Genomic DNA, 26,469 nt, shown 5'->3' with positions numbered 1-26,469 from the left:
CAACGGAGCGTGTGGCCGCGTAATGCGGGGCTCAAGGGTTGTTCCCGGAACCGATTGGTTATGCAGCGCACCAGTAGCGAGCGATGACATCGTCTGAACATCTGTCGCGCCGAGCAACCGTTCTACTTCCCAATACAAAAACTCGAAAAGATCTTGCCCAGCAACTCGTCGGCACTCAGCTTGCCGGTGATGTCGCCGAGCGCTTCGTGCGCCAGGCGCAGTTCTTCTGCGGCCAGTTCGAGTTGTTCGAAACCCAGTTCCAGATCCGCCGCGTCCGCGTGTTGTTCGGCGCGACGCAGTGCTTCGACATGCCGCGTGCGTGCGGAGAATTCGCCTTCCACGGTTTCTACGCCATCGCCCAGTGCGAGTTCGCGCAGACGCACGTGCAACTGCTCCAAACCCTGCCCGGTCACTGCAGAGACCGCGATTGCATCGCTATCGAGTTTCAGAGCATCTAGCAGCAGATCGCACTTATTGTGAATCCACAGCTGCCGCGGCACCGCATCGATGGCATCGCCGATAGCAACGCGTGCAGCTTGCGGGTCGCGTGCATCCAGCACGATCAGCGCCAGGTCGGCGCGCTGCAGTTCGGCGCGTGCGCGGCGCATGCCTTCGCGTTCGATCGCATCGCCGCCGTCGCGCAAGCCCGCAGTGTCGACCAGGGTCAGTTCGAAGCCATCGAGCTGGATGGTTTCCTGCAAGGTATCGCGCGTGGTACCGGCGACGTCGGTGACGATGGCGCGCTCGCTGCCGGCCAGTGCATTGAGCAAGGAACTCTTGCCTGCATTGGGCGGACCGATCAACACCGCATGCAGGCCGTCGCGCAGTTTGCGTCCACGTTCGGCATCGCGCAGTAACTGCGCGAGCAAGCTGCGTGCCTGCGTCAGCCCATCGCGCACCTGCGTGCCGCCCAACGTGTCCAGCGGCTCATCGGCAAAATCGATCGCCGCCTCCACGTGGATGCGCAGCCGCGTGAGGCTGTCGCTGACTGCATCGACGCGGCGCGAGAACACGCCATCCAGCGAGCGCCGCGCGGCACGCGCCGCGCGCAGATCGCCGGCGGCAATCAGGTCGGCGATGGCCTCTGCCTGCGCAAGATCGAGTTTGCCGTTGAGAAACGCACGCTCACTGAATTCGCCCGCGCGTGCCTGCCGCGCGCCCAGTGCGATACAGCGCGCCACCACCTGCCGCAGCACCACCGGGTTGCCATGGCCTTGCAACTCCACCACGTCTTCGCCGGTAAAACTGTGCGGCGCCGGAAACCACAGCGCGATACCGTCGTCGATCACCTCGCCCTGCGCATCGCGAAAGCGTGCATAGCGTGCATAGCGCGCGTGCCGTGGCTGCAACGTGGCAATGCCCAGCGCGGCGGCGATCTGCGCAGCCTGCGGGCCGGACAGCCGCACGATGCCGATGCCTCCGGTTCCGGCAGCACTGGCGATGGCAACAATGGTCGATGGCGAAGAAGACATAGGCTGTTGGTACGGCGTGTGGTCAGAGACGTGGCTTGCAGGCGCGCATGCAGAAAGCCCGCCTTGCGGCGGGCCTTCTTCATATCACTTGGCGTTGGCCTGGATGATCTTGCTCGGCTTCTCGCCGTGCTGGCGGATCATCCACCACTGGATCAGCAGACCCAGGCCACCGTTGACCACCCAGTACAGCACCAGGCCGGCCGGCATGAAGGCCATCATGACGCCGAACACCAGCGGCATGAACTGCATCATCTTGGCCTGCATCGGGTCCATGCCCGGTGTCGGGGTCAGCTTCTGCGTGGCCCACATGATGGCGATGTTGAGCACCGGCAGGATGAAGTACGGATCGCGCGCGGTCAGATCCTGGATCCAGCCCAGCCACGGCGCCTGACGCAGTTCCACCGATTCCACCAGCACCCAGTAGAGCGCGAAGAAGATCGGCATCTGGATCAGCAGCGGCAGGCAGCCGCCCATCGGGTTGATCTTTTCCTTCTTGAACAGCTCCATCGTCGCCTGCTGGTACTTGACGCGATCGTCGCCGTAACGCTCCTTCAACTGCGCCAGGCGCGGCTGGAAGCGGCGCATCTTGGCACCGGACTTGTACTGCGCGGCCGACAACGGATACAGCGCCAGGCGCAGCAGCACCACCAGGCCGATGATGGCCCAGCCCCAGTTATGCAGGAAGCTGTGCAGATGGCTCAGCACCCAGAACAGGCCCTGGCCGATGATGGCCATGATCGAGAAGCGGCTGTAATCGACCACACGGTCCAGGCCCTTCACGTCTTCCTTGGCGATCAGGCTGACCAGCTTCGGGCCCACCCACAGGCGCGCCTCGGTGCTGGCGGTCTGTCCCGGCGCCACGGTGAAGGCCGGGCCACGCAGCTCGGCCACGTCACGCGGGCCGTCCTGGTTCAGCACATACAACGAGGCCTGGTCCTTCTGCGGAATCCACGCGGTAAAGAAGTGGTGCTGCAGCAACGCCACCCAGCCACCGGTGATCTGGCGATTCAGACCGCCGTCGTCCATGTAGTCCTTGAACGCGCGACGCTCGTAGCCTTCCTGCGGGCTATACCAGGTCGCACCGTTGAAGCTGAAGGAATCCGGGTTGGTCATGCCGCGGCTGAGGATGGTCGGCACCCGGCTCAACTTGCGGAACACGTAGCCGTTCCACGGCGCGCCGCTCTTGTTGATCACCTCGTCCTTGATCGAGATCGCGTAGCGACCACGTTCCAGGGTGAAGGTGCGGCGGATCGACACGCCGTTGGGGCCATTCCATACGAACGGCACCACCAGGCTGTTCTGGCCCTTGGCCAGTTCGAACGCGGTGCCCGGCTGTTCGGCGCGGAAGCCGCCCACGCCCGGTACCGGCGAATGCTCGCTGGCCCAGCCGCTGGTGGCGTTGTATGGGTGCGCGGCGTCTTCGGTCAGCAGGCTGACCGGCGCGGTGCCGTCTTTGGTCTGCGGAAACTGCAGCAGCTCGGCATCCAGCACGCTGCGGCCGTCCAGCTTCAGACGCAGCACGTCCGAGGTCAGGGTGACCACCGGCGCAGCCCCGGCAGCGGCCGGAGTTGCCGCAGTAGTGCTGGTGGCTGAAACCGTGCCTGGCACGCCCGCCTGCGGGATGGCCTGGGCCGCCGGCACATTGGCCGCGGTCGCAGCTGCATCCAGATCGCGCGCAGCCGGCACCGACTGGGTCGTTGCCACAGCCGGCGCATTGGCAGCCGTCTTCTCCTTGCCCCACTCCATCCACAGCAACGCCGCGACCATCAGCCAGGCAAAAATCAGGAAAACACGGGTCTGGTTCATCGGGCAGCAACTCGCTCAGTCGGAACTGGGTTCCGGCTCTGTCGGGGAAAGGGAGGATGGGTGCATCGTCCTGGCGGGCGGCATTGTGCCGGGCGCAGCAGGCAGGGGCAATGCGCCGGCACGGCGCAGCAGACGCAGGAAGGCGTCGCGAATCTGTGGATTGGTCGCTTTTGCGGCGGCCGAGCGCGCCACGATGACGTAATCGCCACCGGCCAGCTCGGGCAACAGGTGCCGCATGGCATCACGCAACACGCGTTTGATGCGGTTACGTCCAACCGCACGCGTATCGACCTTGCGCGACACCGCCATACCCAGGCGCGGCGGCGTATCGCCGGTCCGCCAGTGCAGGCTGAGCAACGGGTCCGAGGTGCGACGTGCAGTATCGAAAACGACCGTATATTGCGCACGCGTACGAACCCGCGCAGAGCGAGGAAATCGCCTGCACGGGTTCGATGCGTTCACGGTAGGGACTGCCTCGGCCGCGGGGAGCGGCGCGGCAATCAAGCGCTCAGGCGCTTGCGGCCCTTGGCGCGGCGGCGTGCCAGGATTTTGCGGCCGTCGGCAGTTGCCATACGTGCGCGGAAGCCATGGTCGCGTGCTCGCTTGAGGTTGCTGGGTTGGAAAGTACGCTTGGTGGCCATGGGGCCCTCTGCATGGATGGAGACGAATAGAACCGGAAATTCTATAGGACCTCTACAGCGCCGGTCAACTCCCCAAACGCTTTACCGCAGGTGAGGATGGTAGCAGCCTGTGGATGGACCTGTGAATAAGTCTGGGAAAACCCTGCCCTCGGTGCTAGTCTGGCCCATCCTCTTTTCACTACCGGGCTGCGAGCACGGCGCTTTTCTGCGCGCCGCAGCCAGCAACAGATGATCATACTTTGATGGATGCTTGGCCCCGCTGTCTGGAACGTCTCGAAGCTGAATTCCCGCCCGAAGACGTCCACACCTGGTTGAAACCCCTGCAAGCCGAAGACCGCGGCGACAGCATCGTGCTGTACGCGCCGAATGCCTTCATCGTCGACCAGGTCCGTGAGCGCTATCTGCCGCGCATCCGTGAACTGGTGGCGTACTTCGTCGGCAATGGCGAAGTAGCGCTGGCGGTCGGCTCGCGTCCCCGTGCGCCAGACCCGTTGCCGGCGCCGATGGCCGCGCCCAGTGCACCGGCTGCCGCACCGATCGTGCCATTTGCCGGCAACCTGGATTCGCACTACACCTTCGCCAATTTCGTCGAAGGCCGCAGCAATCAGCTCGGTCTTGCCGCGGCCATCCAGGCCGCGCAGAAGCCAGGCGACCGTGCGCACAACCCGCTGTTGCTGTACGGCAGCACCGGCCTGGGCAAGACCCACCTGATGTTCGCTGCCGGCAATGCGCTGCGCCAGGCCAATCCGGCTGCCAAGGTGATGTATCTGCGCTCGGAACAGTTCTTCAGCGCGATGATCCGGGCGCTGCAGGACAAGGCGATGGACCAGTTCAAGCGCCAGTTCCAGCAGATCGATGCGCTGTTGATCGACGACATCCAGTTTTTCGCCGGCAAGGACCGCACGCAGGAGGAGTTTTTCCACACCTTCAACGCGCTGTTCGATGGTCGCCAGCAGATCATCCTCACCTGCGATCGCTATCCGCGCGAAGTCGAGGGCCTGGAGCCACGTCTGAAGTCGCGCCTGGCCTGGGGCCTGTCGGTGGCCATCGATCCGCCCGATTTCGAGACCCGCGCGGCGATCGTGCTGGCCAAGGCGCGCGAGCGCGGCGCCGACATCCCGGACGACGTGGCGTTTTTGATCGCCAAGAAGATGCGCTCCAACGTGCGCGACCTGGAAGGCGCGCTCAACACCCTGGTGGCGCGTGCCAACTTCACCGGGCGCTCGATCACCGTGGAATTCGCCCAGGAGACGCTTCGCGACCTGCTGCGCGCCCAGCAGCAGGCGATCGGCATCCCCAACATCCAGAAGACCGTGGCGGACTACTACGGCCTGCAGATGAAGGATCTGCTCTCCAAGCGGCGCACCCGCTCGCTGGCGCGTCCGCGCCAGGTGGCGATGGCGCTGGCCAAGGAGCTCACCGAACACAGCCTGCCGGAGATCGGCGACGCCTTTGCCGGCCGCGACCACACCACCGTGCTGCATGCCTGCCGGCAGATCCGCACGCTGATGGAAGCCGACGGCAAGCTGCGCGAGGACTGGGAAAAGCTGATTCGCAAGCTCAGCGAGTGAGCCGTTGCGTCCCTTGACGGCCCGCTTGGAGAAAAGCGTGGAAACGTTGGGGTCAAATGCGGGAGAATCTGTGGATAACGTTGCGTCGCGGTTCGAGCGAAAAACTATCCACAGGTTTTACCGCTAGACCAGGGGCACTAGTCCAACGACTTTCAAGCGCTGAAATGTCTTTGGAAACAAACAGTTATGGTGGTTATCCGCTGAAAACGGCCCTACCATCACCACCAAGCTTTTGATTTATTCCATTATCTTTTAAAGCATAGGGGCACGGAACCACATGCGTTTTACACTGCAGCGCGAAGCCTTCCTCAAACCGTTGGCCCAAGTGGTCAATGTGGTCGAACGCCGTCAAACCCTGCCTGTTCTGGCCAACCTGCTGGTGCAGGTCAAGGACGGGCAGGTCTCGTTGACCGGCACGGACCTGGAAGTGGAAATGATCTCGCGCACGATGGTGGAAGACGCGCAGGACGGCGAAACCACCATCCCGGCCCGCAAGTTGTTCGACATCCTGCGCGCCCTGCCCGACGGCAGCCGCGTCACCATCTCGCAGACTGGCGACAAGGTCACCGTGCAGGCTGGGCGTAGCCGCTTCACGCTAGCTACGCTGCCTGCCAATGACTTTCCGTCGGTGGATGAAGTCGAGGCTACCGAGCGTGTGGTGGTGCCGGAAGCTGGGTTGAAGGAGCTGATCGAGCGCACCGCGTTCGCCATGGCCCAGCAGGACGTGCGCTATTACCTAAACGGCCTGCTGTTCGATTTGCGCGACGGCCTGCTGCGTTGTGTGGCCACCGATGGCCACCGTCTGGCGCTGTGCGAAATGGAGCTGGAGAAGGCCGGCGGCGCCAAGCGCCAGATCATCGTGCCGCGCAAGGGCGTCACCGAATTGCTGCGCTTGCTGGAGGCGGCGGATCGCGAAGTCGAGCTGGAAGTTGGTCGCAGCCATATCCGGGTCAAGCGCGGCGATGTGACCTTCACCTCCAAGCTGATCGATGGCCGCTTTCCGGATTACGAGGCAGTGATTCCGATTGGCGCCGATCGTGAGGTCAAGGTTGACCGTGAAGCGCTGCGTGCCTCGCTGCAGCGTGCTGCAATTCTGTCGAACGAGAAGTACCGCGGCGTGCGTGTGGAAGTCTCTCCCGGTCAGCTCAAGATCAGCGCGCACAACCCCGAGCAGGAAGAAGCGCAGGAAGAGATCGAGGCCGATACCAAGGTCGACGACCTGGCGATTGGCTTCAACGTCAACTACCTGCTCGACGCCCTCTCCGCGTTGCGCGACGAGCATGTAGTGATCCAGCTGCGCGATGCGAACTCGTCTGCATTGGTGCGTGAAGCCAGCAGCGAGAAGTCGCGTCATGTGGTGATGCCGCTGCGTCTTTGACGTCGTTCCACGTGGAACACGAGAGGCCCGGCAATGCCGGGCTTTTTTTGTTTTGAGGACAGCACGCCTGAAGCCGGTGCTGTATCGGACTATCGAAAACAAAGGGATCCTGGTCTGCAGCGACTCTCGTTTCATTGCCGCGTCGCAGTTGGGTGCCTGTCCGATGTCGGTGGTGCACCGCATTCTGAAGCGAGGCTGCCAACGGTGAGGGTTAGGTCGTGCTTAAGGAGTTAGTGCTCGGCCTGTAACAGCGCGCCGTCGGCCAATCGCGGTTAAGAGCAAGATGACATCTGCGCCTTAAATCTGAACAAGTTCACTTTCGGGCTATCAGGAACATCGGCGGCTGAGGCGAACCGGTGTCTTCCATCGTCCGATCTTGTGGGCATTTCAAGTACGTTTTTGACTTATGCACATCTGGCTTTGCTTTTAAATCTAGAAATAACTTAAGAGCTCGGTGGTGATGGTAGGGCCAGATTTCGCCGAAAACTACCTTAAGTTATTGTTTCAATGAGATTTTTAGGTCTCGAAACCCTGTGTTTTCAGCCCTATTTACCGGTCTGTAACCTGTGGATAAGCTAAAGGGCGCTCCTGAGCCTCGAACTTATCCACACGTTATCCCCTGCCTGTCCTTGCCCGGCTTTCACAGGCGTTTGCACGGAATCGGCAGCGATCACGTATCCTGCGCCCCGACCGGGACGCCGGATTAGCTCAGAGCAAACCGATCGATGCACGTTGTGCGGTTGTCCATTCATCGACTTCGTCGTTTCCAGACCGTCGAGCTTCATCCCGCCAGTTCCTTGAACTTGTTTACCGGCGATAACGGCGCCGGCAAAACCAGTGTGCTCGAGGCGCTGCATTTGATGGCCTATGGCCGCAGTTTCCGTGGGCGGGTGCGCGATGGGCTGATCCAGCAAGGCGCCGAAGATCTGGAAGTGTTCGTGGAATGGCGCGAGCGCAGCGGCGAGACCAGCGAACGCTCGCGTCGCGCAGGTCTGCGCCATAGCGGCCAGGAATGGACCGGCCGGCTGGATGGGGAAGATGTCGCGCAGTTGGGCTCGTTATGTGCCGCTCTGGCGGTGGTGACGTTTGAGCCGGGCAGCCATGTCTTGATCAGCGGCGGTGGCGAACCACGCCGACGCTTCCTTGACTGGGGCTTGTTCCACGTGGAACCTGACTTCCTGGCGCTATGGCGGCGTTATGCACGTGCGCTCAAGCAGCGCAACGCCTTACTCAAGCAGGGCGCACCGCCGCGCATGCTCGATGCCTGGGATCACGAGCTCGCCGAATCCGGTGAAACCCTGACGTCGCGGCGCCTTCGCTACCTGGATCGCCTGCAGGAACGTCTGATTCCCGTTGCAACCGCGATCGCCCCCTCGCTAGGGCTGTCTGCGCTGACGTTCGCGCCGGGGTGGAAGCGCCATGAGGTCTCGCTCGCCGACGCGTTGCTGTTGGCACGGGAGCGCGACCGCCAGAATGGCTATACCTCGCAAGGGCCGCACCGCGCCGACTGGACGCCTGCATTCGACGCGCTGCCGGGAAAGGATGCACTTTCGCGTGGCCAGGCCAAGCTGACTGCCCTCGCCTGTCTGCTGGCGCAGGCGGAAGATTTCGCCCACGAACGGGGCGAATGGCCGGTGATTGCATTGGACGATCTGGGTTCTGAGCTGGATCGACACCACCAGGCGCGCGTCTTGCAGCGGCTCGCCTCGGCGCCTGCGCAGGTACTCATCACCGCGACCGAAATGCCGCCGGGGCTTGCAGACGCAGGCGAACTGCTCCATCGGTTCCACGTGGAACACGGGCAAATCGCCGTTCAAGCCGCGTCGGCGTAAGCAACCACGGCACACGTGGGCCGACTGGTATAATTTGTGCGCTATCCCCCTTTTCCCACGGCGCGAAGCGGCTCCTGCCGCCCTCGCCCGTGTTGTGGAGCTAACGGCACGCGCATGACCGAAGATCAAAACACCCCGACCACACCCAACAGCACCTACGATTCCAGCAAGATCACCGTGCTGCGTGGCCTGGAAGCCGTCCGCAAGCGCCCCGGCATGTACATCGGCGATGTCCATGACGGCACCGGCCTGCATCACATGGTGTTCGAGGTGGTCGACAACTCGGTCGACGAGGCCCTGGCCGGCCATGCCGACGACATCGTGGTCAAGATCCTGGTCGATGGCTCGGTCGCCGTGTCGGACAACGGCCGCGGCGTACCGGTCGATATCCACAAGGAAGAAGGCGTGTCGGCGGCCGAGGTCATCCTCACCGTGCTGCATGCCGGCGGCAAGTTCGACGACAACAGCTACAAGGTTTCCGGCGGCCTGCATGGCGTGGGCGTGTCGGTGGTCAATGCGCTGTCCGAGCACCTGTGGCTGGACATCTGGCGCGACGGCTTCCACTACCAGCAGGAATACGCGCTGGGTGAGCCGCAGTACCCGCTCAAGCAGTTGGAAGCCTCGACCAAGCGCGGCACCACGCTGCGCTTCAAGCCGGCCGTGGCGATCTTCAGCGATGTCGAGTTCCATTACGACATCCTGGCGCGGCGTCTGCGCGAGCTGTCGTTCCTCAATTCCGGCGTCAAGATCGCGCTGATCGACGAACGTGGCGAAGGCCGTCGCGACGATTTCCATTACGAAGGCGGCATTCGCAGCTTCGTCGAGCATCTGGCGCAGCTCAAGTCGCCGCTGCACCCGAATGTGATCTCGGTGACCGGCGAGCACAACGGCATCGTGGTAGACGTGGCCCTGCAGTGGACTGACGCCTACCAGGAAACCATGTACTGCTTCACCAACAACATCCCGCAGAAGGATGGCGGTACCCATCTGGCCGGTTTCCGCGCCGCGCTGACGCGCGTGCTCAGCAACTACATCGAGCAGAACGGCATCGCCAAGCAAGCCAAGGTCGCGCTGACCGGCGACGACATGCGCGAAGGCATGATCGCGGTGCTGTCGGTGAAGGTGCCCGACCCCAGCTTCTCCTCGCAAACCAAGGAAAAGCTGGTCAGCTCTGACGTGCGTCCGGCGGTGGAAAACGCCTTCGGTGCGCGTCTGCAGGAGTTCCTGCAGGAGAACCCGAACGAAGCCAAGGCCATCACCGGCAAGATCGTCGACGCCGCGCGTGCGCGCGAAGCCGCGCGCAAGGCGCGCGATCTGACCCGCCGCAAGGGCGCCCTGGACATCGCCGGTCTGCCGGGCAAGCTGGCCGACTGCCAGGAAAAGGACCCGGCGCTGTCAGAACTGTTCATCGTCGAGGGTGACTCGGCAGGTGGCTCGGCCAAGCAGGGCCGTAACCGCAAGAACCAGGCGGTGTTGCCGTTGCGCGGCAAGATCCTCAACGTCGAGCGCGCGCGTTTCGACCGCATGCTGGCCTCCGACCAGGTTGGCACGCTGATCACCGCGCTCGGCACCGGTATCGGTCGCGACGAGTACAACCCGGACAAGCTGCGCTACCACCGCATCATCCTGATGACCGACGCCGACGTCGACGGCTCGCACATCCGTACCCTGCTGCTCACGTTCTTCTACCGGCAGATGCCGGAGCTGATCGAGCGCGGCTATATCTACATCGGCCTGCCGCCGCTGTACAAACTCAAGCAGGGCAAGAGCGAGCTGTATCTCAAGGACGACGCGGCGCTCAACGCCTACCTGGCCAGCAACGCGGTCGAGGGCGCGGCGCTGATCCCCGCCACCGATGAGCCGCCGATCACCGGCGAGGCGCTGGAAAAATTGCTGATGTTGTTCACCGGTGCCAACGAAGCGATCGCGCGCAATGCGCACCGCTACGACCCGGCGCTGATGACCGCCTTGATCGACCTGCCGCCGCTGGATGTGGCAAAGCTGCAGGCCGAAGGCGACCAGCACCCCACCCTGGACAAGCTGCAGGCGGTGCTCAACCGCGGCACCCTAGGCACGGCGCGCTACCAGCTGCGCTTCGACCCGGCCACCGACAGCACCTCCGCCACGCTGGTGGCGGTGCGCAAGCACATGGGCGAGGAATTCACCCAGGTGCTGCCGATGGGCGCATTCGAAAGCGGCGAACTGCGTCCGTTGCGCGAGGTGGCGCTGGCGCTGGATGGTCTGGTGCGCGAAGGCGCGCAGATCGTGCGTGGCAACAAGACCCACCCGATCACCAGCTTCGCGCAGGCGCATGCCTGGTTGCTTGAAGAGGCCAAGAAGGGCCGCCAGGTGCAGCGCTTCAAGGGCCTGGGCGAAATGAACGCCGAGCAGCTGTGGGAAACCACGGTCAACCCGGATACGCGTCGCTTGCTGCAGGTACGCATCGAAGACGCGGTGGCCGCCGATCAGATCTTCAGCACCTTGATGGGCGATGTGGTCGAACCGCGCCGCGATTTCATCGAGGACAACGCGCTGAAGGTGTCCAACCTGGATATCTGAGCCTTCCGTCGTACGCGCGCGCGTCGCCTTGGCGATGCGCGCGCGGGCGCGGTTTTTCGCAGGACGACGATGAGCGCAGATTCTCCAACGACCCCGGTTCCGGCCTCCGCTGCCGGCAAGTCCCGATTGTTTCCCGCACTGCTCGGCTTCTGGATCGACGTGCTGATCGCCACCGGCCTGCTGCTGACGCTCAGCGTGGCCGGCTTTGCGCTGTGGGGGGCGGTACGCGGCTTCAGCCATGTGCAGGCGGCCAAAGCGCAGGGCCTGACGCCCTCCTCTGCGCAGATCATGGCCGCGATCGGTCAACCCGGCGTGCTGGTGCAGTTGCTCACTGCACTGGTCAGCACCGCCACGCCAGCGATGCTGCTGTACTACTGGCGTCGCCGGGCCACCGCCGGCGAACAGGCCGCCTCGCGTGCCGCCACGCGGCGTGCCTCGACCTGGGGCTGGACCGGCCTGATCGCCGTCTCCGTGTTCGTGCTGAGCAATCTGGTCAGCGTCGCGGCATCGGCGCTGGGCATCAAACCGGTGCCGACCAACCTGCCGCTGATGGAAGAAGCGATCAAGCAATGGCCGTTGGCGCTGGTGGTGTTCGCCGTGGTCATCGCCCCGGCGTATGAGGAATTGCTGTTCCGGCGCGTGCTGTTCGGCCGCCTGCTGGCCGCCGGGCGCCCGTGGCTGGGCATTGCGCTGAGCAGCGCGATCTTCGCGCTGGTGCATGAAGTGCCCGGCATCAGCGGCAACGGCCCGGCCGCCATCGCCCAGTTGTGGCTGATCTACGGCAGCATGGGTGCGGCATTCGCGTGGCTGTATTGGCGTACCGGCACCCTGTGGGCACCCATCGCCGCGCACGGCATCAACAACGCAACAGCCCTGGCCGCGCTGTACTTTTTCGGGGTCGGCTGACCCGTTTGACGAAAAGTTAAGACGAGCCTGCCAAAATGCCCCCAGGGTTCCAGGGGGATTGAATGAAAGCCAGGCTGTTGATCGTTGTTGCCGTCCTTACGTTGACGGCATGTGCCACCACAACTTCGCCGACCGGCCGCCGACAGGTGGTGGGAGGCGTCACGCAAGACCAACTCGACAAACTTGGCGCGGAGTCGTTTGCGCAGACCAAGGCCAAGGAAAAGGTCAGCACCGACGGCAAGCAGAACGCCTACGTGCAGTGCGTGGTCAATGCGCTGGTGGCGCAATTGCCGCCGCAATGGCGAGAAACCCGGTGGGAAACCGCGCTGTTCGTCGACGATGAAGCCAATGCGTTCGCGCTGCCCGGCGGCAAGGTCGGCGTGAACACCGGTATCTTCACCGTCGCCAAGACCCAGGATCAGCTGGCCGCCGTGCTCGGTCATGAAATCGGGCATGTGATCTCGCGCCACCATGAAGAGCGCATCACCCGCCAGCTCGGTGCGCAGACCGGCCTGGGCATCATCGGCGCGCTGGCGGGCGCGGCCTACGGCGATGGCGCAGCCAGCGCGGTGAACCAGGTCGGCGGGATGACCGCGCAGACGGTGTTCCTGCTGCCTGGCTCGCGCACCCAGGAGAGCGAGGCCGACGTGGTCGGACAACGCCTGATGGCGCAGGCCGGCTTCGACCCTGCCCAGGCGGTCACGCTGTGGCAGAACATGATGGCCGCCAGTGGCAACCGCCAGCCGCAATGGCTGTCCACTCACCCCGATCCGGCCAATCGCATCCGCGAACTGCAGGCCGACGTCAATCAGCTCGAGCCGGTCTACAAGCAGGCGCGACAAGACGGCCGAGCGCCACGCTGTGGCTGAAACCGCCCCTGATACGTACCGAATATCGCAACACAGCATGGAAACCGTTTTCGGGAACTGAGACTTTCTGCTAAGTTTGCCGGCTCAGATTTTTCGTACAGCTTCCATTCCGCTTTTCGTACCGCCCGACGGCGGCTCGTCCGAGGTGAATCATGAAACTGCTCAAGCGCAAGCAAGCCCTGTTGTCCCTGTTCATCGCCGCGTCGCTGGGCGGGGCTGTCGTCGCCGATGCGGTCGCGCAGTCGGACCGCTCGTCCGAGCGTGCCAGCCGCAAGTCCAAGAGCAGCGGCAAGGCCGAAGAGCTGTACCCGCAGTCCACCCGCGCCGCGCCGACGATCAAGCCCTCGTCCAAGCTGGGCAGCAAGCTGCAGAAGTTGATCGAAACCTTCAACAAGGGTGAGGACTACCCTGGCGTGCGCACCCAGGCCGATGAAATCCTGGCCAATTCCGCCGCCAATGAAGCCGACAAGGCGCTGGCCGCGCAGCTTGCTGCACAGGCCGCGTACAACACCGACGACACCGCCGCTGCCAAGAAATACCTGCAGCAGGCGATCGGTCTGAATGCGCTGGACAACAACGGCCAGTTCCAGTCGATGCTGATGCTGGCGCAGTTGCAGATGCAGGACGACCAGCAGGCCGAAGGTCTGGCCACGCTGGACAAGTACCTGGACGAGAGCAAGTCGCAGCGCCCGGAAGATCTGATCCTCAAGGGCCAGGCGCTGTATCAGGCCGAGCGGTACAAGGAGGCGATTCCGGTGCTGAAGCAGGCCATCGCCGCTTCGCCCGAGCCGAAGGACACGTGGAACCAGTTGTTGATGGCTGCCTACGCCGAGGCCGGCCAGACCGGTGAGGCCGTCGCGACCGCCGAGGCGATCGCCGCCAAGACGCCGAACGACAAAAAGGCCCAGCTCAATCTGGCCAGCATGTATATGCAGGCCGACCAGATGGACAAGGCCGCAGCCGTCATGGACAAGCTGCGCGCTGCCGGGCAGTTGACCGAGGAGAAGGAGTACAAGCAGCTGTACTCGATCTACGCCAACACCGAGAACAAGGAAAAGGACGTCATCGCTGTCATCAACGAAGGTATGCAAAAAGGCATCCTCAAGCCTGATTATCAGACATACCTCGCGTTGGCGCAGTCGTATTACTACAGCGAGGACGTGCCCAAAGCAGTCGAGAATTGGCAGAAAGCCGCACCACTTTCCAAGGACGGCGAGACCTATCTGAATCTGGCCAAGGTGCTGCATTCGGAAGGGCGTATCCCCGAAGCCAAGCAGGCTGCCCAGCAGGCGATCGCCAAAGGCGTCAAAAAACCTGAAGACGCAAAGAAGATCATCAACCTGAAGTAAAAAAGAAAATAAACCCCCGAAATCCCTGTGTTTTTAGTGGTTACAGGACTCGGGATTGGTATAAGCTTGGGAGTTCCTGCGGTGTCAAAGCCGTCCGAAAACCTGGGGATCATCACCGTGATCCGGGGCCCCCACTGAAAGAGCCATTGGCGCATGACGGAACAACTCGTTATCCACAGGCATGACTATGATGCCGGGAACCAGGGTCTGAGCTGGGCCCGCATTATCGGCATCGCGTTTGTAATTGCTTTGCACCTCACTGCACTGATGATGTTGCTGATCCCTGCAGTGGCGCCGAAGGCTCCGGCTGAGAAGGAGCGCACCACCATGGTCACCTTGGTGGATGCACCGCCTCCTCCCCCGCCGCCGCCGCCGCCGCCGCCGCCGGAAGACAAGCCGCCGCCGCCGGTCAAGAATCTGTCGCCGCCGAAGCCGTCACCGGTTCCGCCGCCGCCGGAAGCTCCGGTAGTCGACGTTCCCGAACCCCGTCCTAGCGATATCGTCACGCCGCCGAGCCCACCGTCTCCGCCGCAACCGCCGAATGACATCGGCGCCAGTGTCGATATCTCGTCCAAGAACATGAACCCGCCGAAGTATCCGCCGGCTGCATTCCGTGCCGGTGTACAAGGTGAGGTCATCCTGATCGTGGATGTGGATGCAAGCGGCAACGTGACCAATGTGTCGGTCGAAAAGTCCAGCCGCAACCGCGACCTTGACCGTGCCGCGATGGACGCAGCACGCAAGTGGAAGTTCAATGCTTCCACCGTCAACGGGCAGAAAGCCGCCGGACGTGTCCGCGTCCCGGTCAACTTTGCTCTGAACTGATCCACGGGCCGGCTACGGCCGGCCCAGGATCCTGTCTTCCTTTCGCTCCACCCTTCATCACCACACACAACAAAGGTAAGCGTCATGCTGCAGGAATTCTTTATCGCCGCCGCTGCAGGGGGCTCCAATCCGTCGGCCGCTCTTTCGCAGATGGGCTTCGAGCATCTGATCACCGAAATGACCTCTCAGCCCGGCGACTTCGCCGTGTCCTGGGTCGTTCTGATCACCCTGATCGCCATGTCCGCTGCCTCCTGGTACTGGACCGTCATCAACATTTTCCGCGCCACCCGTCTGAAGAGCGCGGCTGACCGCGTCACCACCGCGTTCTGGGATGCCCCGAATGCACAGGACGCCATCCGCGCCATGGAAGAGCAGCCCGCTTCCGAGCCGTTCTCCAAGATCGCGCTGGACGCAGCCCAGGCTGCCGCTCACCACCAGCGTGCCGAAGGCACCAGCGCCGGCGGTCTGGGCGAGAGCCTGAGCCGTTCCGAGTTCGTCGATCGCGCCCTGCGTCAGGCCGTGACCCGCGAAAGCACCCGTCTGCAGTCCGGCATGACCCTGCTCGCCACCGTCGGTGCGACTGCACCGTTCGTCGGTCTGCTCGGTACCGTGTGGGGCATCTACGGCGCGCTGATTAAGATCGGTGCAACCGGTTCGGCTTCCATCGACGCCGTTGCCGGCCCGGTGGGTGAAGCGCTGATCATGACCGCGATCGGTCTGTTCGTCGCCATCCCGGCGGTGTTCGCGTTCAACTTCTTCTCCAAGGTCAACAGCTCGGTGATCGCCAAGTTCGACACCTTCGCTCACGACCTGCACGACTTCTTCGCCACTGGTTCGCGCGTTCGCTAATCCGTAGTAAAGAACGACTTCGCAACGATTTAGACGGAGCCCGTTATGGCCTTCAGTAGTGGAAACAGCGGTGGCCCGATGGCCGACATCAATGTGACGCCCCTCGTGGACGTGATGTTGGTGCTGCTGATCATCTTCATCATTACGGCACCGCTGATGTCCCATAAGGTCAAGGTGGAGCTGCCCGAGGCCAACCTGGTCCAGAAGGAAGAGCCGGAGAAACGTGCCGCGCCGATCACCCTGGCCGTCAAGGAAGACGGGTCGCTGTACTGGAACGACGAGCCGGTCTCCAAGGAAGCCTTGGAGTCGCGCCTGTCCACCGCCGCACAGCAGACACCGCAACCGCCGCTCAACCTGCGTGGCGACCGCACGACCAAGATGCGTACGATCAACGAGATCACCAAGATCGCGCAGGGTCAGGGCATGTTGGACATCGGCTTCGTCGCGACCAAAGAGAAGGGGCAGTAAGCCATGGCATTCAGTACCGGTGGAAACCGTGGCCCGATGGCCGATATCAACGTCACGCCCCTGGTGGACGTGATGTTGGTGCTGCTGATCATCTTCATCGTGACCGCGCCGATCATGACCTACCCGATCGCCGTGGATCTGCCGCAGCGGGTACTCAACCCGCCACCGCAGACGACCGAACCGCCGCCGCCGATCGAGTTGCGGATCGACGCCAGCAACCAGGTGTTCTGGAACAACAGTCCAGTGCCGGTGGCTCAGTTGCAGCAGAAGATGGAAGAAGTGATCGCCAGCGATCCGACCAACCAGCCGGAACTGCGCATCGATGCGAACCAGGACGCGGAGTACGAGGTGATGGCCAAAGTCCTGGCTGCGGCAAAGAACTCGCAGATGAAGAAAATCGGCTTCATGCAGTAAGACATCGCAAGACGCAACACAACAGTCATGACGCGACTGCAAACGCCACCGGAAACGGTGGCGTTTTTTTATGCGTGATCGATTCGCAGCGCGACGCTTCGGCTCGGGGGTCGAGGAGCGTGTTGCCTGCCGCCGCCCTACCCTTCTGTCATATCCGGCCAGGTGTATGCTCGATCGTGCTGCACCCACGCTCACAGCACAGGAGGCATGCCATGGCTTTCAGTACAACAGGTAATCGGGGACCGCTTGCGGAGATCAATGTCACGCCGCTGGTGGATGTCATGTTGGTGTTGTTGATTATCTTCATCGTCACCGCGCCGATGCTGACGCGAACGATCACGGTGGATCTGCCACAGCGCAGCGATCAACCGCAGCGACAGTTGGAGCCGCCTGCGCCGATCGCATTGCGTGTGGATGCGGACGGCCAGGTATTCTGGAATGCCAGCCCGGTGACGCTGCAGGAGTTGCAGCCCCGGTTAATTGAACAGATGCGCGAAACAGCTGGAAATCAGCCGGAACTGCGGATTACCGTCAGTGCAGATGCGGAATATGCAGTGATGGCCAAGGTATTGGCTGCGGCAAAGAACGCGCAGGCCGATCGCATCAGCTTTATGCAGTAAATAATGGGGTGAATCGTGCATCGGGGCAGAGAAACTCTGCTCCGATGCAGATAATGGTCTTCATAATGTGCAGCAGCTTTAGAGCTACTGACAAAATGTAGCTAGCGGTCATCAGCCGTCAAGACGGCGCGCAGGAGTCGCGTGTGATCTGCAGCCTCAAGCACCGCTCGCGCCCAGTTTCGCGGTAAGCGCAGTCATTTCAACAGAAGCGCTTATTCGATTGAGTCTCTCAAGCGCCAATCGACGAATTGCGCAATATCTCCAGATACGCACGCACAGTCGCATCCAGACCTCGATACAAGGCTTCGCCGATCAGCGCATGGCCGATCGAGACTTCGAGCACGCCCGGGACAGCCTTGAGAAAATCGCCAAGGTTGTCCTGCGACAGATCATGCCCGGCATTGATGCCCAGCCCTGCGGCGCTGGCACGTTGTGCGGCGCCGGCAAACAGCGCGAATGCAGCGTCTGGCTGCCCGCTCAGATGCGCCTGCGCATACGGGCCGGTGTACAACTCGATGCGGTCTGCACCGAGCACCGCCGCCTGCGCGATCTCGGCATTACCGGCATCGACGAACAGACTGACGCGCGCACCAATCGCCTTGAACGAGGCAATCAGTGCGGCGAGCTGTGCGGTGTCCTGTGAAAAGTCGAAACCGTGGTCGGAGGTCAGTTGCCCGTCGCCATCGGGCACCAGGGTGACCTGCTCGGGACGCGTGAGGCGACACAGCTCTAGCAGCCCCGGATAACCATCGCGTGGTGGCGCGAACGGATTGCCTTCGATATTGAATTCGACCGCGTGCTCGCGCGTCAGCGCGCTCAGCGCCAGCACGTCGTCGGCGCGGATATGCCGCTGGTCCGGGCGCGGGTGCACGGTGATGCCGTGCGCGCCGGCCGCGATGCAGGTGCGTGCGGCCTGCACCACATCGGGGTCGTGCCCGCCGCGCGAATTGCGCAGCACCGCGATCTTGTTGACGTTGACGCTGAGCTGGGTGGTCACAACGTCGCTCTCAGGCCTGCGGCTCGCCGTCGCGCGTGGCTGCCAGTGCGGCGGCCTTGCGGGCCTCGGCGATCTCGCGCAGGCGGCGCAGTTCTGCCGGGTCGATCATGCTGCTGGTATCGCGCTGGGTATCGTCCATGCGCGATGCGAACCAGCCGCGCGTCCACAGCAGCAGCAGCAGCAATGCCACCAGCAGCGAGACCACCAGCAACCATACGTGCGGCGTGCTGAAAGCCAGCACCAGCGCACCCAGTGCCATAAGCAGAAACAGCCAGTGCATGACGAGCTCCCCAATCAGTGGCGGCAGTGTAGCGCCGCGCCCGGTGCGGTTCCACGTGGGCGCGGTGGGCAAGGTTCAGAGCAGCGGCGACAGCAGCCGTGCGAAGGCTTCGGGAAGGCGCGAGCGCCACAGGGGGCGGCGTCGCACGAAGCGCACTTCCTGGGCGTTTTCCAGGTCGCTGCCGATCAGCCCCGCCAGTTCTGCCGCCACCGCCTGGTCGCGGAACAGCATCGACAACTCGAAATTCAGCCGGAAGCTGCGGCTATCGAAATTGGCGCTGCCGACGATACTGATCTCATCGTCGACCAGTAGCGCCTTGGTGTGCAGCATGCGCGGACCGTATTCGTAGATGCGCACGCTGGCTTCGAGCAGTTCGTCGAAATACGAGCGTGCCGCGTAGGTGACCAGGCGCGAATCGCTGACGCGCGGCACCAGCAGGCGCACGTCCAGGCCGCCCAATGCGGCCGAGGTCAGCGCCATGCGCGCGGCCTCGCCTGGGACGAAGTACGGCGTGACCAGCCAGACCCTGTGCCTGGCTTCGTGGATCGCGGCGACCATCAGCCGATGGATCGCCTCCCACGAGGAGTCCGGCCCCGACACCAGCACTTGCGCATCGACATCGCCTTGCGCGCGGGTCGGCACGTCTTCGGGCCACAGCTGTTGACCGTGGAAGGCCGGGCGGCCCTGCCGGGTGGCGTAGAGCCAGTCTTCCAGGAATACGAGCTGCAGGCTGCGCACCACGTGGCCTTGCAGACGCACGTGCAGATCGCGGTAGGCGTCGCTGCGCACTTGCTCGTTCTCGTCGTCGGTGACGTTGATGCCGCCGGTGAAACCGATCCGCCCATCGATGACGATCACCTTGCGGTGGGTGCGCAGGTTCAACCACGGCCGCTTGAACGGCTTGAGCAACTGCGAGGGATGGAACCAGGCGGTCTCCACCCCGGCCTCGCGCAGGGTGCGCAGGCTGCGCCGTGTCATCGCCGAAGAGCCCACCGCATCCAGCAACAAGCGCACCTTGACGCCGGCGCGCGCGCGTTCCATCAGGGCCTCGCAGATCGCGGTGCCGCTGCGGTCCGGCTGGAAGATGTAGTACTCCAGATGGATGTGGTCGCGCGCGTGACCGATCGCCTCGATGATGGCGGCGTAGGTGGCCGCGCCGTCGACCAGCCAATGCACTTCGGTGGCGCTGCTGGGCGCCAGGCCGGTGGTGGACTGGGCGATCTTGGCCAGCTCGGTGCAGTCGGCATCGGGTGGGCAGACGCTGTCGTAGCTTTCCATGCCCGAGCGCGAACGGCCGCGACGCAGGCGCTGGCGTTTGACCTTCTGCGGGCCGAGCCAGTAATAGATCAGTAGGCCCAGGTATGGCAGCGCGGCCAGCGACAGCACCCAGCTCAGCGTGGCCACCGGCTCGCGCTTCTGCAGCACGATCCAGCTGGCGATCCACAGCAGGTACAGCACGTAGGCGGCGAGGAGAAGCGCTTCGAGGTGGGGAATGGTGGCCAGCCAGTCCCACGCGCCCTGTGCAGATGCGAGCATGCGCGGATTCTACGGCCCGCACGCTTTACTGCGATGACCACGCGGCCAACGCAATGGCGGAGCACGGGTCTGAACGCTGCATTGTGTCGGCGCGCGGTCGCGGCGTGTGAGATCTGCCGGACGTACGATGGCGCGATGGCAACTGCAATCAAGGGCCGGGGTGCAACCGGCCACCTGCCCGGACGCTTCGAAACCACCACCCAGCAGGCGGTGGACGATGGTTGGTACGCGGACGACAGCGAGGAGTTTGCCGCGCCGGCATTGCGTACGCAGGTCACCGAGGAAACCGCGCGCAGCATCATCAGCCGCAATCAATCGCCGGATATCGGGTTCTCGCAATCGGTGAATCCGTATCGTGGCTGCGAGCATGGCTGCAGCTACTGCTTTGCGCGGCCCTCGCATGCGTATCTCAATCTCTCGCCCGGACTGGATTTCGAGACAAAGTTGTTCGCCAAGACCAATGCGCCAGAGGTGTTGCGGCGCGAGTTGTCGCGGCCCAGCTATGTACCCAGCCCGATCGCATTGGGCATCAACACCGATGCGTATCAGCCGATCGAACGTAAGCACGCGCTGACGCGGCAATTGATCGAAGTGCTATGGGAGACGCGGCATCCGTTCACGCTGATCACCAAGAACGCGTTGGTGACGCGCGATCTGGATCTGCTTGCGCCGCTGGCGCGCGAGGGGCTGGTGAACGTGTATTTTTCGGTGACCACGCTCGACCCGCACGTTTCGGCCAAGCTCGAACCGCGCGCGTCCGCACCGCATGCACGCCTGCGCGCGATGCGTACATTGCACGAGGCCGGCGTGCCGGTCGGGGTGATGGCCGCGCCGGTGATTCCGTGGATCAACGATCACGAACTGGAAGCGATCCTGCAGGCCGCCGCCGATGCTGGCGCCGGCAGTGCCGGCTACGTATTGCTGCGGCTACCGCATGAAGTGGCGCCGCTGTTCCGCGACTGGTTGCAGACCCATCATCCACAACGCGCCGAGCATGTGATGAGCACGATCCAGCAGCTGCGCGGCGGCAAGGATTACGACAGCGCCTTCGGCACCCGCATGCGCGGACAAGGCGTGTATGCGGATATGCTGGCGAGACGCTTCGCGCTGGCCCACCGCCGCGCCGGTTTCGATGCACGCCAGATGCCGCCGTTGGACACGGGGAAGTTTCGGGGCCCTGCTCCGCCGGCCAAGCCGGTCAAGGAATCGCCGCAGGGGCAGTTGTTTTAGGGGCGGGGATTTGTGATTCGGGATTGGGGATTTGTAAGAACAGCCGTGATTCGGTAGTCGGGATTAGAGATGCGTAACAGCAGCAGCACTGCAGTACCCCGCTCTTGCGAATCCCGAATCCCGAATCACGCATCCCCGCCGTACAGCGCCTGCGCCGACTGAAACAAAATCCAGCTCGTCGCAATGAACTTGTCGCCTCCGACCGGGCGGTTGCCGCGGTGGGTGTGGGTAAACGCAGTGGGAGCGATCAGCAGGCTGCCGGTGCGTGGGCGGGCCTTGCGCTGCTGGAACAGGAATTCGGTTTCGCCTTGCTCGAACTCCTCGTTGAGGTAGAGCGTCCACAGCAGATGGCGGTGCAGCGTTTCGGCGCTGGCATCGCGTGGATACAGCTCGCAGTGCCAGTACGGATAACCGCCCTGGTCGGCGGCGTACCACTGCAGATTGATCGCTGCCGGGCGCAGGCAGGTGCGCGCCAGATCGCCCAACGCCTGATCGCTCATCTGCACGATGTCTTCGGCAACCAGGCGATGCGGGCTGCCGTCGTCGGTGGTGACCTGCAGCATCAGCGGCGAGATCAACGCTTGCGGATAGCGCCGCAGATAGCCGAGCAGGCCTTGGAAAATAGCTTGTTGCAGGCGGTTTTCCACCTCCGCCCACTCGGCCACACCGCTGATGCGCAGATCGCGGCTGTGTTTGAGTTCGGGAAACACGCCGCTGCCGACGCGCCCGGGTTGCAGCTGCTGGCTGTCGCGCATGCGTTGCACGATGGCGGCGCAATCCTGCCGCGACACCGCGTGGTCGGTGATCTGGATGAAGTCGGGTTGGTCCATGCCATGACGATAGCAACCTCGACATCGGCCTGCACAGTCGGTGCCTCGATCGCGCACGCATGTAGATCGCTTCGCCGCGCTACATCGCGCATTCAATGACGTTGGCTGGATGCAAGTCACTGGCCTTGCGTGTTCGCCCGTAAGCAGGACAAGTGGATGCAGAGTCGAACGCGAAGACGCTGTACCTATCGATGACGATGCTGCGCGCTGGCAAGGCGCTGTACACGGCTGCAGCCTGTGTACGACAGAAAAAGAAAAACCCCGCCGAAGCGGGGTTTTTCATCACGCGTACCGGGAAGCGTCGATCAGAACTTGTAGTTGATCGAAGCGGCCAGCACGTCGCCCTTCACCTTGTAGCTACCAACCAGACGGTCGCCGGTGGCGCTGCGGGTATCGCTGGTCGGGTCGCTGGTGAACAGGTGGGTGTAACCGAAGTTGTATTCGGCCTGCTGCGACGGACGCCAGCTCAGACCCAGCGAAACCCACTTGCGGCTCGCATCCGGCACGCGCACGTCACGATGCTCGGCGGTGGTCGGGGTCTGGTCGTAGGCCAGGCCGCCACGCAGGGTCAGCGTTTCGCTCACGCGGTAGTCGGCACCGATCGAGGCGAAGGTGGTGTCGCGGTAGGAGAAGTCCAGCACGCTGTCGGGCTGATTGGACGCGAAGTCCACCGTCACCTGGTCGAACTTGCTCCAGGCGGTGCGGGTGACGTCGGCCATGATCGACCACTGCTCGTTCACGTTGTGGGTGAAGCTGGCGGTGGCGCTGGCCGGCAGCTTGACGGTGGCGCGGCCCTTGGTGTCGACGAAGGTGCCCGGTGCGGCGACGCCCAGCACGGCAGCAGCATTAGGCGGGGTGGTGAAGTCGGCGTCGCCGTCGGTGATCTTGTGCTCCACTTCCGAGCGGTAGCTGAAGCCGATGTGGGTATTTTCGTCGATGCTGAACAAGCCGCCGAGGGTGAAGCCCACTTCGGTGCTGTCGCCCTTGATGCGCGAGTAACCGTCGGCGCTACCCGGGGCGAAGCCCGGCACGCGACGCGCAGCTAGCACGCTGCCGAAATCCACCGCGTTGGCCAGGTCGATATCCAGACGCTCCGCAAACACCGAGGCGCCGAAGGACACGTACGGGTTCACGTCGTAGGAGAAGGCGACGTTGAAGTCGATCGCCTGCAACTCGGTCTTGGTGCCGTGGTAACGGCCGACCCAGTCGCGGTCGTATTCGGTCTTGAAGCCGAACGGCACGGTCAGCGAGGTACCCAGGTGCATGTTGTCGTTCTCGCCGAACGGCACATGGAAGTACATCGCCGGGACCGGCGCGATCATGCCGGCGTCGCCGCCATTGCCGCCGGAGACCGGGGCGCCGTTGGCGTAGTTGCCGCTTTCAGGCTGGAACTTGGCCGAGAAGCTGATGGCGCTGACGTCGGCCTGGAACAGGCGACCGTCGAGCTGACGCATGCCGGCCGGGTTGTTGGCGATGATCGAGGCGTCATCGGGGGCGCTGCCGGAACCGGCGAAGGCGCGGCCAAGACCCTTGGCGCTGTTTTCCTTCAGCTGGAACGCGGCGCCGTGGGCCTGGCCAACGGCCAGCACACCGGCGATACCAACGGCCAACAGGGTGGCGCGGCTGAGAGTGGAAGCGGTAGACATAAGTTGTTGCTCTCCGGATAAAGACTGCAGTGGTCGGTACAGCGCCCGCGCCCAAGCGCCAAACAGCGGCTGGAGCGCGCCGGAGACCCCCCCCCGACATACGACGCCGTACGCAGTATAACCACGACGATTAACCGAACAATAACGAAGTGCGTTTTGGCTGGCTGGACAGGTTGGGGATGGGTTCAGGAGCGTGAACCCGCTAGAGTGCCACTCCGATGTTCGTCTCTCTCCCCTCCCGCAAGAAACCTACCCCCCGCTGGGCGGTGCCGTTGCTGTTCGCAACCGTCTGGCTGGCCTACCTGTGGTCGATCAGCCGGCCGGGCGAGGCACGCAACACGCTGTGGCTGGACTGGGGCGCGCTGTCCAGCGGCGTCTCCAACCTGGGCGATTGGTGGGCGACCCTGCGCGACGGCAGCGTGCTGCGGCTGTTCACGGCCTTGTTCCTGCACGCGGACTGGTCGCATCTGCTCGGCAACCTGGTGTTCCTGCTGATCTTCGGGCTGCCGGCCGAGCGCATTCTGGGGCCGTGGCGGTTGCTGCTGCTGTTTCTGGTCGGCGGCGCGGCCTCCAACCTGGCGGCGATCTTTGCGATCGGCACGCCGGACCGGGTGATCATCGGCGCCTCGGGCGCGGTGTCGGCATTGATCGGCACCTATCTGGCGCTGTTTCCCGGCGCCAAGCTGGGCGTGGTGCTGCCGCTGGGGGTGTTTCTGGAATTCATCCGGGTGCCGGCGCCGTTGCTGATCGGAGTGTGGGCGATGCTGCAGGTGGTGTTCGCCTACATCGGCCCGGCGTTCGGCATGGTGGCGTGGTCGGCGCATATCGCCGGTTTCGTGTTCGGGATCGTCTATGGCCTGTACGTGCGCGCGGCGATCGCGCGGCGGCTGCGCAAGCGCCACGGGTTTTAACGCGGCGAGCGACGCGTGGTGGACAGACCGACGGCGCTGATGCAGGCGTTACGTTCTGGCAGTGACCGGTTGCGCTGCCTCGGCCGTGCTGGCGCGCCTATAATCGCCGGCATGGTCAAGCCTTTGTACAAAGTCACCTTCCTCAATCATGGCAAGGTGTACGAGCTTTACGCGCGTGAGGTCACCAGCAGCCATCTGTGGGGCTTCAACCAGATCGGCGAGCTGGTGTTCGACGTGCACGACGGGTTGGTGGTGGATCCCACCGAAGAACGGTTGCGCGAAGAGTTCGGCAATACCAAGACGCTGCACCTGCCGATGCAGAGCATCGTGCGCATCGAAGAGGTCGAGAAGAAAGGCCAGTCGGTGATCCGCGATGCCACCACCGGCGACAAGGTGGTCACGCCGTTCCCGCTGCCGACCAAACCGCGCTGATGCGGATCCTGGTGCCCGACGATTACCAGGGCGCCGTCCGCCAGCTGCCCTGTTTGCAGCGGTTGCAAGGGCACGATGTACAGGTGCTGGGTGCGCTGGCTACCGATCCCAACGAATGGGCCGAGCGACTGGTGGAAGCCGATGCGCTGGTGCTGATTCGCGAGCGTACCCGCGTGGACGCCACGCTGCTGCGGCGTTTGCCGCGGCTCAAGCTGATCAGCCAGACCGGGCGGGTGGGCGCACATGTGGATGTGGCCGCGTGCACCGAGTTCGGGGTGGCAGTGGCCGAAGGCGTCGGCTCGCCGGTGGCGCCGGCCGAGCTGACCTGGGCCTTGATCCTGTCGGCCAGCCGGCGGCTGACCGAATACCAGCGCGCGCTGCATCAGGGCCGCTGGCAGGCGCTGGGTGATCCCGGGTTGGGACGCGTGCTGCACGGGCGCACCTTGGGCATCTGGAGTTATGGGCGGATCGGCCAGCGCGTGGCCGGCTTCGGGCGTGCGTTCGGCATGCAGGTGCTGGTGTGGGGCGGCGAAGCCTCCTGCGCGCAGGCCGCGCGCGATGGGTTCGAGATCGCCGCCAGCCGCCAGGCCTTGTTCGAACGCAGCGATGTGCTGTCGCTGCATCGGCGCCTGAGCGCGCAGACACGTCATCAGGTGACCGTGGACGATCTGGCGCGCATGCGCCGCGATGCCTTGCTGGTCAACACCAGCCGCGCCGAATTGATTGCGCCAGGTGCGCTGTTGGCCGCGTTGGACGCAGGCCGTCCGGCGCAGGCGGCGGTGGATGTGTTCGAACGTGAGCCGGTGCTGGATGCGCGCGATGCGTTGCTGCAGCACCCGCGCGTGTTGGCGACGCCGCATCTGGGCTATGTGGAACGCGACAGCTACGCGCTGTACTTCGAAGCGGCATTCGACAATGTGCTGGCGTTTGCTGCAGGCACGCCGCGCAATCTGGTCAATCCCGAGGCGTTGGCGATTGCGCGATAGTGGTTGTTTGAGTGGTGATCGCGTTCGGGAAGGCTTCTCGCGACCAAGGTCGCTCCTACAAA

General features: G+C 63.7%; 25 protein-coding genes. 16 read left to right on the top strand and 9 right to left on the bottom strand.

Annotation, left to right across the window (positions count from 1 at the left end; genetic code table 11):
• Nucleotides 1-122: 122 nt before the first annotated feature.
• The 4 genes from mnmE to rpmH form a co-directional block, all read right to left on the bottom strand.
• Nucleotides 123-1,472, bottom strand: coding sequence for a tRNA uridine-5-carboxymethylaminomethyl(34) synthesis GTPase MnmE (mnmE, locus tag AC1KVG_RS13265; protein ID WP_481094696.1), 1,350 nt, complete (start codon nucleotides 1,470-1,472; stop codon nucleotides 123-125).
• Between the two features lie 84 nt (nucleotides 1,473-1,556).
• Nucleotides 1,557-3,278, bottom strand: coding sequence for a membrane protein insertase YidC (yidC, locus tag AC1KVG_RS13260; RefSeq protein WP_481094695.1), 1,722 nt, complete (start codon nucleotides 3,276-3,278; stop codon nucleotides 1,557-1,559).
• 15 nt (nucleotides 3,279-3,293) lie between these two features.
• Entirely contained in the window at nucleotides 3,294-3,740 is a 447-nt protein-coding gene (gene rnpA / locus AC1KVG_RS13255) for a ribonuclease P protein component (RefSeq protein WP_039512801.1), read from the bottom strand.
• Between the two features lie 38 nt (nucleotides 3,741-3,778).
• Complete coding sequence (rpmH, locus tag AC1KVG_RS13250; RefSeq protein WP_002805908.1) at nucleotides 3,779-3,919, bottom strand: 50S ribosomal protein L34; 141 nt, start codon at nucleotides 3,917-3,919, stop codon at nucleotides 3,779-3,781.
• A gap of 242 nt (nucleotides 3,920-4,161) precedes the next feature.
• Here rpmH and dnaA point away from each other — a divergent pair, with 242 nt between their 5' ends.
• The 12 genes from dnaA to AC1KVG_RS13190 all read left to right on the top strand — a co-directional run bounded on the left by dnaA (nucleotide 4,162) and on the right by AC1KVG_RS13190 (nucleotide 17,559).
• A complete protein-coding gene (gene dnaA, locus AC1KVG_RS13245; RefSeq protein WP_006451790.1) occupies nucleotides 4,162-5,490 on the top strand; it encodes a chromosomal replication initiator protein DnaA in 1,329 nt (442 codons plus the stop codon).
• Nucleotides 5,491-5,767: 277 nt separating this feature from the next.
• On the top strand, nucleotides 5,768-6,868 hold the full coding sequence (dnaN, locus tag AC1KVG_RS13240; protein WP_006451791.1) for a DNA polymerase III subunit beta: 1,101 nt from the start codon (nucleotides 5,768-5,770) through the stop codon (nucleotides 6,866-6,868).
• Nucleotides 6,869-7,593: 725 nt separating this feature from the next.
• On the top strand, nucleotides 7,594-8,700 hold the full coding sequence (gene recF / locus AC1KVG_RS13235; RefSeq protein WP_481094694.1) for a DNA replication/repair protein RecF: 1,107 nt from the start codon (nucleotides 7,594-7,596) through the stop codon (nucleotides 8,698-8,700).
• 114 nt (nucleotides 8,701-8,814) lie between these two features.
• Nucleotides 8,815-11,259: a DNA topoisomerase (ATP-hydrolyzing) subunit B gene (gyrB, locus tag AC1KVG_RS13230; RefSeq protein ID WP_006451793.1), complete on the top strand. Its 2,445-nt coding sequence runs from the start codon at nucleotides 8,815-8,817 to the stop codon at nucleotides 11,257-11,259.
• A 69-nt stretch (nucleotides 11,260-11,328) separates the two neighbouring features.
• Complete coding sequence (locus tag AC1KVG_RS13225; protein WP_481094693.1) at nucleotides 11,329-12,165, top strand: CPBP family intramembrane glutamic endopeptidase; 837 nt, start codon at nucleotides 11,329-11,331, stop codon at nucleotides 12,163-12,165.
• A gap of 62 nt (nucleotides 12,166-12,227) precedes the next feature.
• Nucleotides 12,228-13,034: a M48 family metallopeptidase gene (locus tag AC1KVG_RS13220; RefSeq protein WP_006451795.1), complete on the top strand. Its 807-nt coding sequence runs from the start codon at nucleotides 12,228-12,230 to the stop codon at nucleotides 13,032-13,034.
• 152 nt (nucleotides 13,035-13,186) lie between these two features.
• Nucleotides 13,187-14,383 (top strand): tetratricopeptide repeat protein, encoded by a 1,197-nt coding sequence (locus AC1KVG_RS13215; RefSeq protein ID WP_023901931.1) that lies wholly within the window; start codon nucleotides 13,187-13,189, stop codon nucleotides 14,381-14,383.
• Nucleotides 14,384-14,536: 153 nt separating this feature from the next.
• The gene (locus tag AC1KVG_RS13210) at nucleotides 14,537-15,208 is read left to right on the top strand and encodes an energy transducer TonB (RefSeq protein ID WP_006451797.1); all 672 of its coding nucleotides are present in this window, start codon (nucleotides 14,537-14,539) and stop codon (nucleotides 15,206-15,208) included.
• An 84-nt stretch (nucleotides 15,209-15,292) separates the two neighbouring features.
• The gene (gene exbB, locus AC1KVG_RS13205) at nucleotides 15,293-16,057 is read left to right on the top strand and encodes a TonB-system energizer ExbB (RefSeq protein WP_006451798.1); all 765 of its coding nucleotides are present in this window, start codon (nucleotides 15,293-15,295) and stop codon (nucleotides 16,055-16,057) included.
• 45 nt (nucleotides 16,058-16,102) lie between these two features.
• The gene (locus tag AC1KVG_RS13200) at nucleotides 16,103-16,525 is read left to right on the top strand and encodes an ExbD/TolR family protein (protein ID WP_023901932.1); all 423 of its coding nucleotides are present in this window, start codon (nucleotides 16,103-16,105) and stop codon (nucleotides 16,523-16,525) included.
• A gap of 3 nt (nucleotides 16,526-16,528) precedes the next feature.
• The gene (locus AC1KVG_RS13195; RefSeq protein WP_023901933.1) at nucleotides 16,529-16,939 is read left to right on the top strand and encodes an ExbD/TolR family protein; all 411 of its coding nucleotides are present in this window, start codon (nucleotides 16,529-16,531) and stop codon (nucleotides 16,937-16,939) included.
• A gap of 212 nt (nucleotides 16,940-17,151) precedes the next feature.
• Nucleotides 17,152-17,559 carry an ExbD/TolR family protein gene (locus AC1KVG_RS13190; protein WP_481094692.1) on the top strand — a complete coding sequence of 136 codons (408 nt, stop codon included), beginning with the start codon at nucleotides 17,152-17,154 and terminating at the stop codon, nucleotides 17,557-17,559.
• A 229-nt stretch (nucleotides 17,560-17,788) separates the two neighbouring features.
• Here the strand turns inward: AC1KVG_RS13190 and AC1KVG_RS13185 are convergent, their stop codons facing one another.
• The 3 genes from AC1KVG_RS13185 to cls all read right to left on the bottom strand — a co-directional run bounded on the left by AC1KVG_RS13185 (nucleotide 17,789) and on the right by cls (nucleotide 20,372).
• Entirely contained in the window at nucleotides 17,789-18,556 is a 768-nt protein-coding gene (locus AC1KVG_RS13185) for a pyridoxine 5'-phosphate synthase (protein WP_481094691.1), read from the bottom strand.
• A gap of 10 nt (nucleotides 18,557-18,566) precedes the next feature.
• Nucleotides 18,567-18,836, bottom strand: a complete 270-nt coding sequence (locus AC1KVG_RS13180; protein WP_043888791.1) for a hypothetical protein — start codon at nucleotides 18,834-18,836, stop codon at nucleotides 18,567-18,569.
• 75 nt (nucleotides 18,837-18,911) lie between these two features.
• Nucleotides 18,912-20,372, bottom strand: a complete 1,461-nt coding sequence (gene cls / locus AC1KVG_RS13175; protein WP_481094690.1) for a cardiolipin synthase — start codon at nucleotides 20,370-20,372, stop codon at nucleotides 18,912-18,914.
• A 135-nt stretch (nucleotides 20,373-20,507) separates the two neighbouring features.
• On the opposite strand from cls, the gene AC1KVG_RS13170 reads away from it, so the two are divergent.
• Complete coding sequence (locus tag AC1KVG_RS13170; RefSeq protein WP_481094689.1) at nucleotides 20,508-21,602, top strand: PA0069 family radical SAM protein; 1,095 nt, start codon at nucleotides 20,508-20,510, stop codon at nucleotides 21,600-21,602.
• Nucleotides 21,603-21,727: 125 nt separating this feature from the next.
• Here AC1KVG_RS13170 and AC1KVG_RS13165 read toward each other — a convergent pair whose 3' ends face one another.
• Together AC1KVG_RS13165 and AC1KVG_RS13160 are read right to left on the bottom strand one after the other, a co-directional pair.
• Nucleotides 21,728-22,432 carry a 2OG-Fe(II) oxygenase gene (locus tag AC1KVG_RS13165; protein ID WP_481094688.1) on the bottom strand — a complete coding sequence of 235 codons (705 nt, stop codon included), beginning with the start codon at nucleotides 22,430-22,432 and terminating at the stop codon, nucleotides 21,728-21,730.
• Between the two features lie 305 nt (nucleotides 22,433-22,737).
• Nucleotides 22,738-24,078, bottom strand: coding sequence for an outer membrane protein transport protein (locus tag AC1KVG_RS13160; protein WP_481094687.1), 1,341 nt, complete (start codon nucleotides 24,076-24,078; stop codon nucleotides 22,738-22,740).
• Nucleotides 24,079-24,296: 218 nt separating this feature from the next.
• On the opposite strand from AC1KVG_RS13160, the gene AC1KVG_RS13155 reads away from it, so the two are divergent.
• The 3 genes from AC1KVG_RS13155 to AC1KVG_RS13145 all read left to right on the top strand — a co-directional run bounded on the left by AC1KVG_RS13155 (nucleotide 24,297) and on the right by AC1KVG_RS13145 (nucleotide 26,407).
• Entirely contained in the window at nucleotides 24,297-24,989 is a 693-nt protein-coding gene (locus AC1KVG_RS13155; RefSeq protein ID WP_023901941.1) for a rhomboid family intramembrane serine protease, read from the top strand.
• A gap of 111 nt (nucleotides 24,990-25,100) precedes the next feature.
• Nucleotides 25,101-25,421, top strand: a complete 321-nt coding sequence (locus tag AC1KVG_RS13150; RefSeq protein WP_006452242.1) for a DUF1820 family protein — start codon at nucleotides 25,101-25,103, stop codon at nucleotides 25,419-25,421.
• The gene (locus AC1KVG_RS13145; RefSeq protein WP_229011440.1) at nucleotides 25,421-26,407 is read left to right on the top strand and encodes a D-2-hydroxyacid dehydrogenase family protein; all 987 of its coding nucleotides are present in this window, start codon (nucleotides 25,421-25,423) and stop codon (nucleotides 26,405-26,407) included. The genes AC1KVG_RS13150 and AC1KVG_RS13145 overlap by 1 nt, the downstream gene beginning before the upstream one ends.
• Nucleotides 26,408-26,469: the final 62 nt, after the last annotated feature.

The sequence above is a fragment of the Xanthomonas sp. NCPPB 3959 genome (assembly GCF_056675575.1).
The sequence above is the reverse complement of the archived record's forward strand: the minus strand, read 5'-3'. Positions and strand labels throughout refer to the sequence as shown.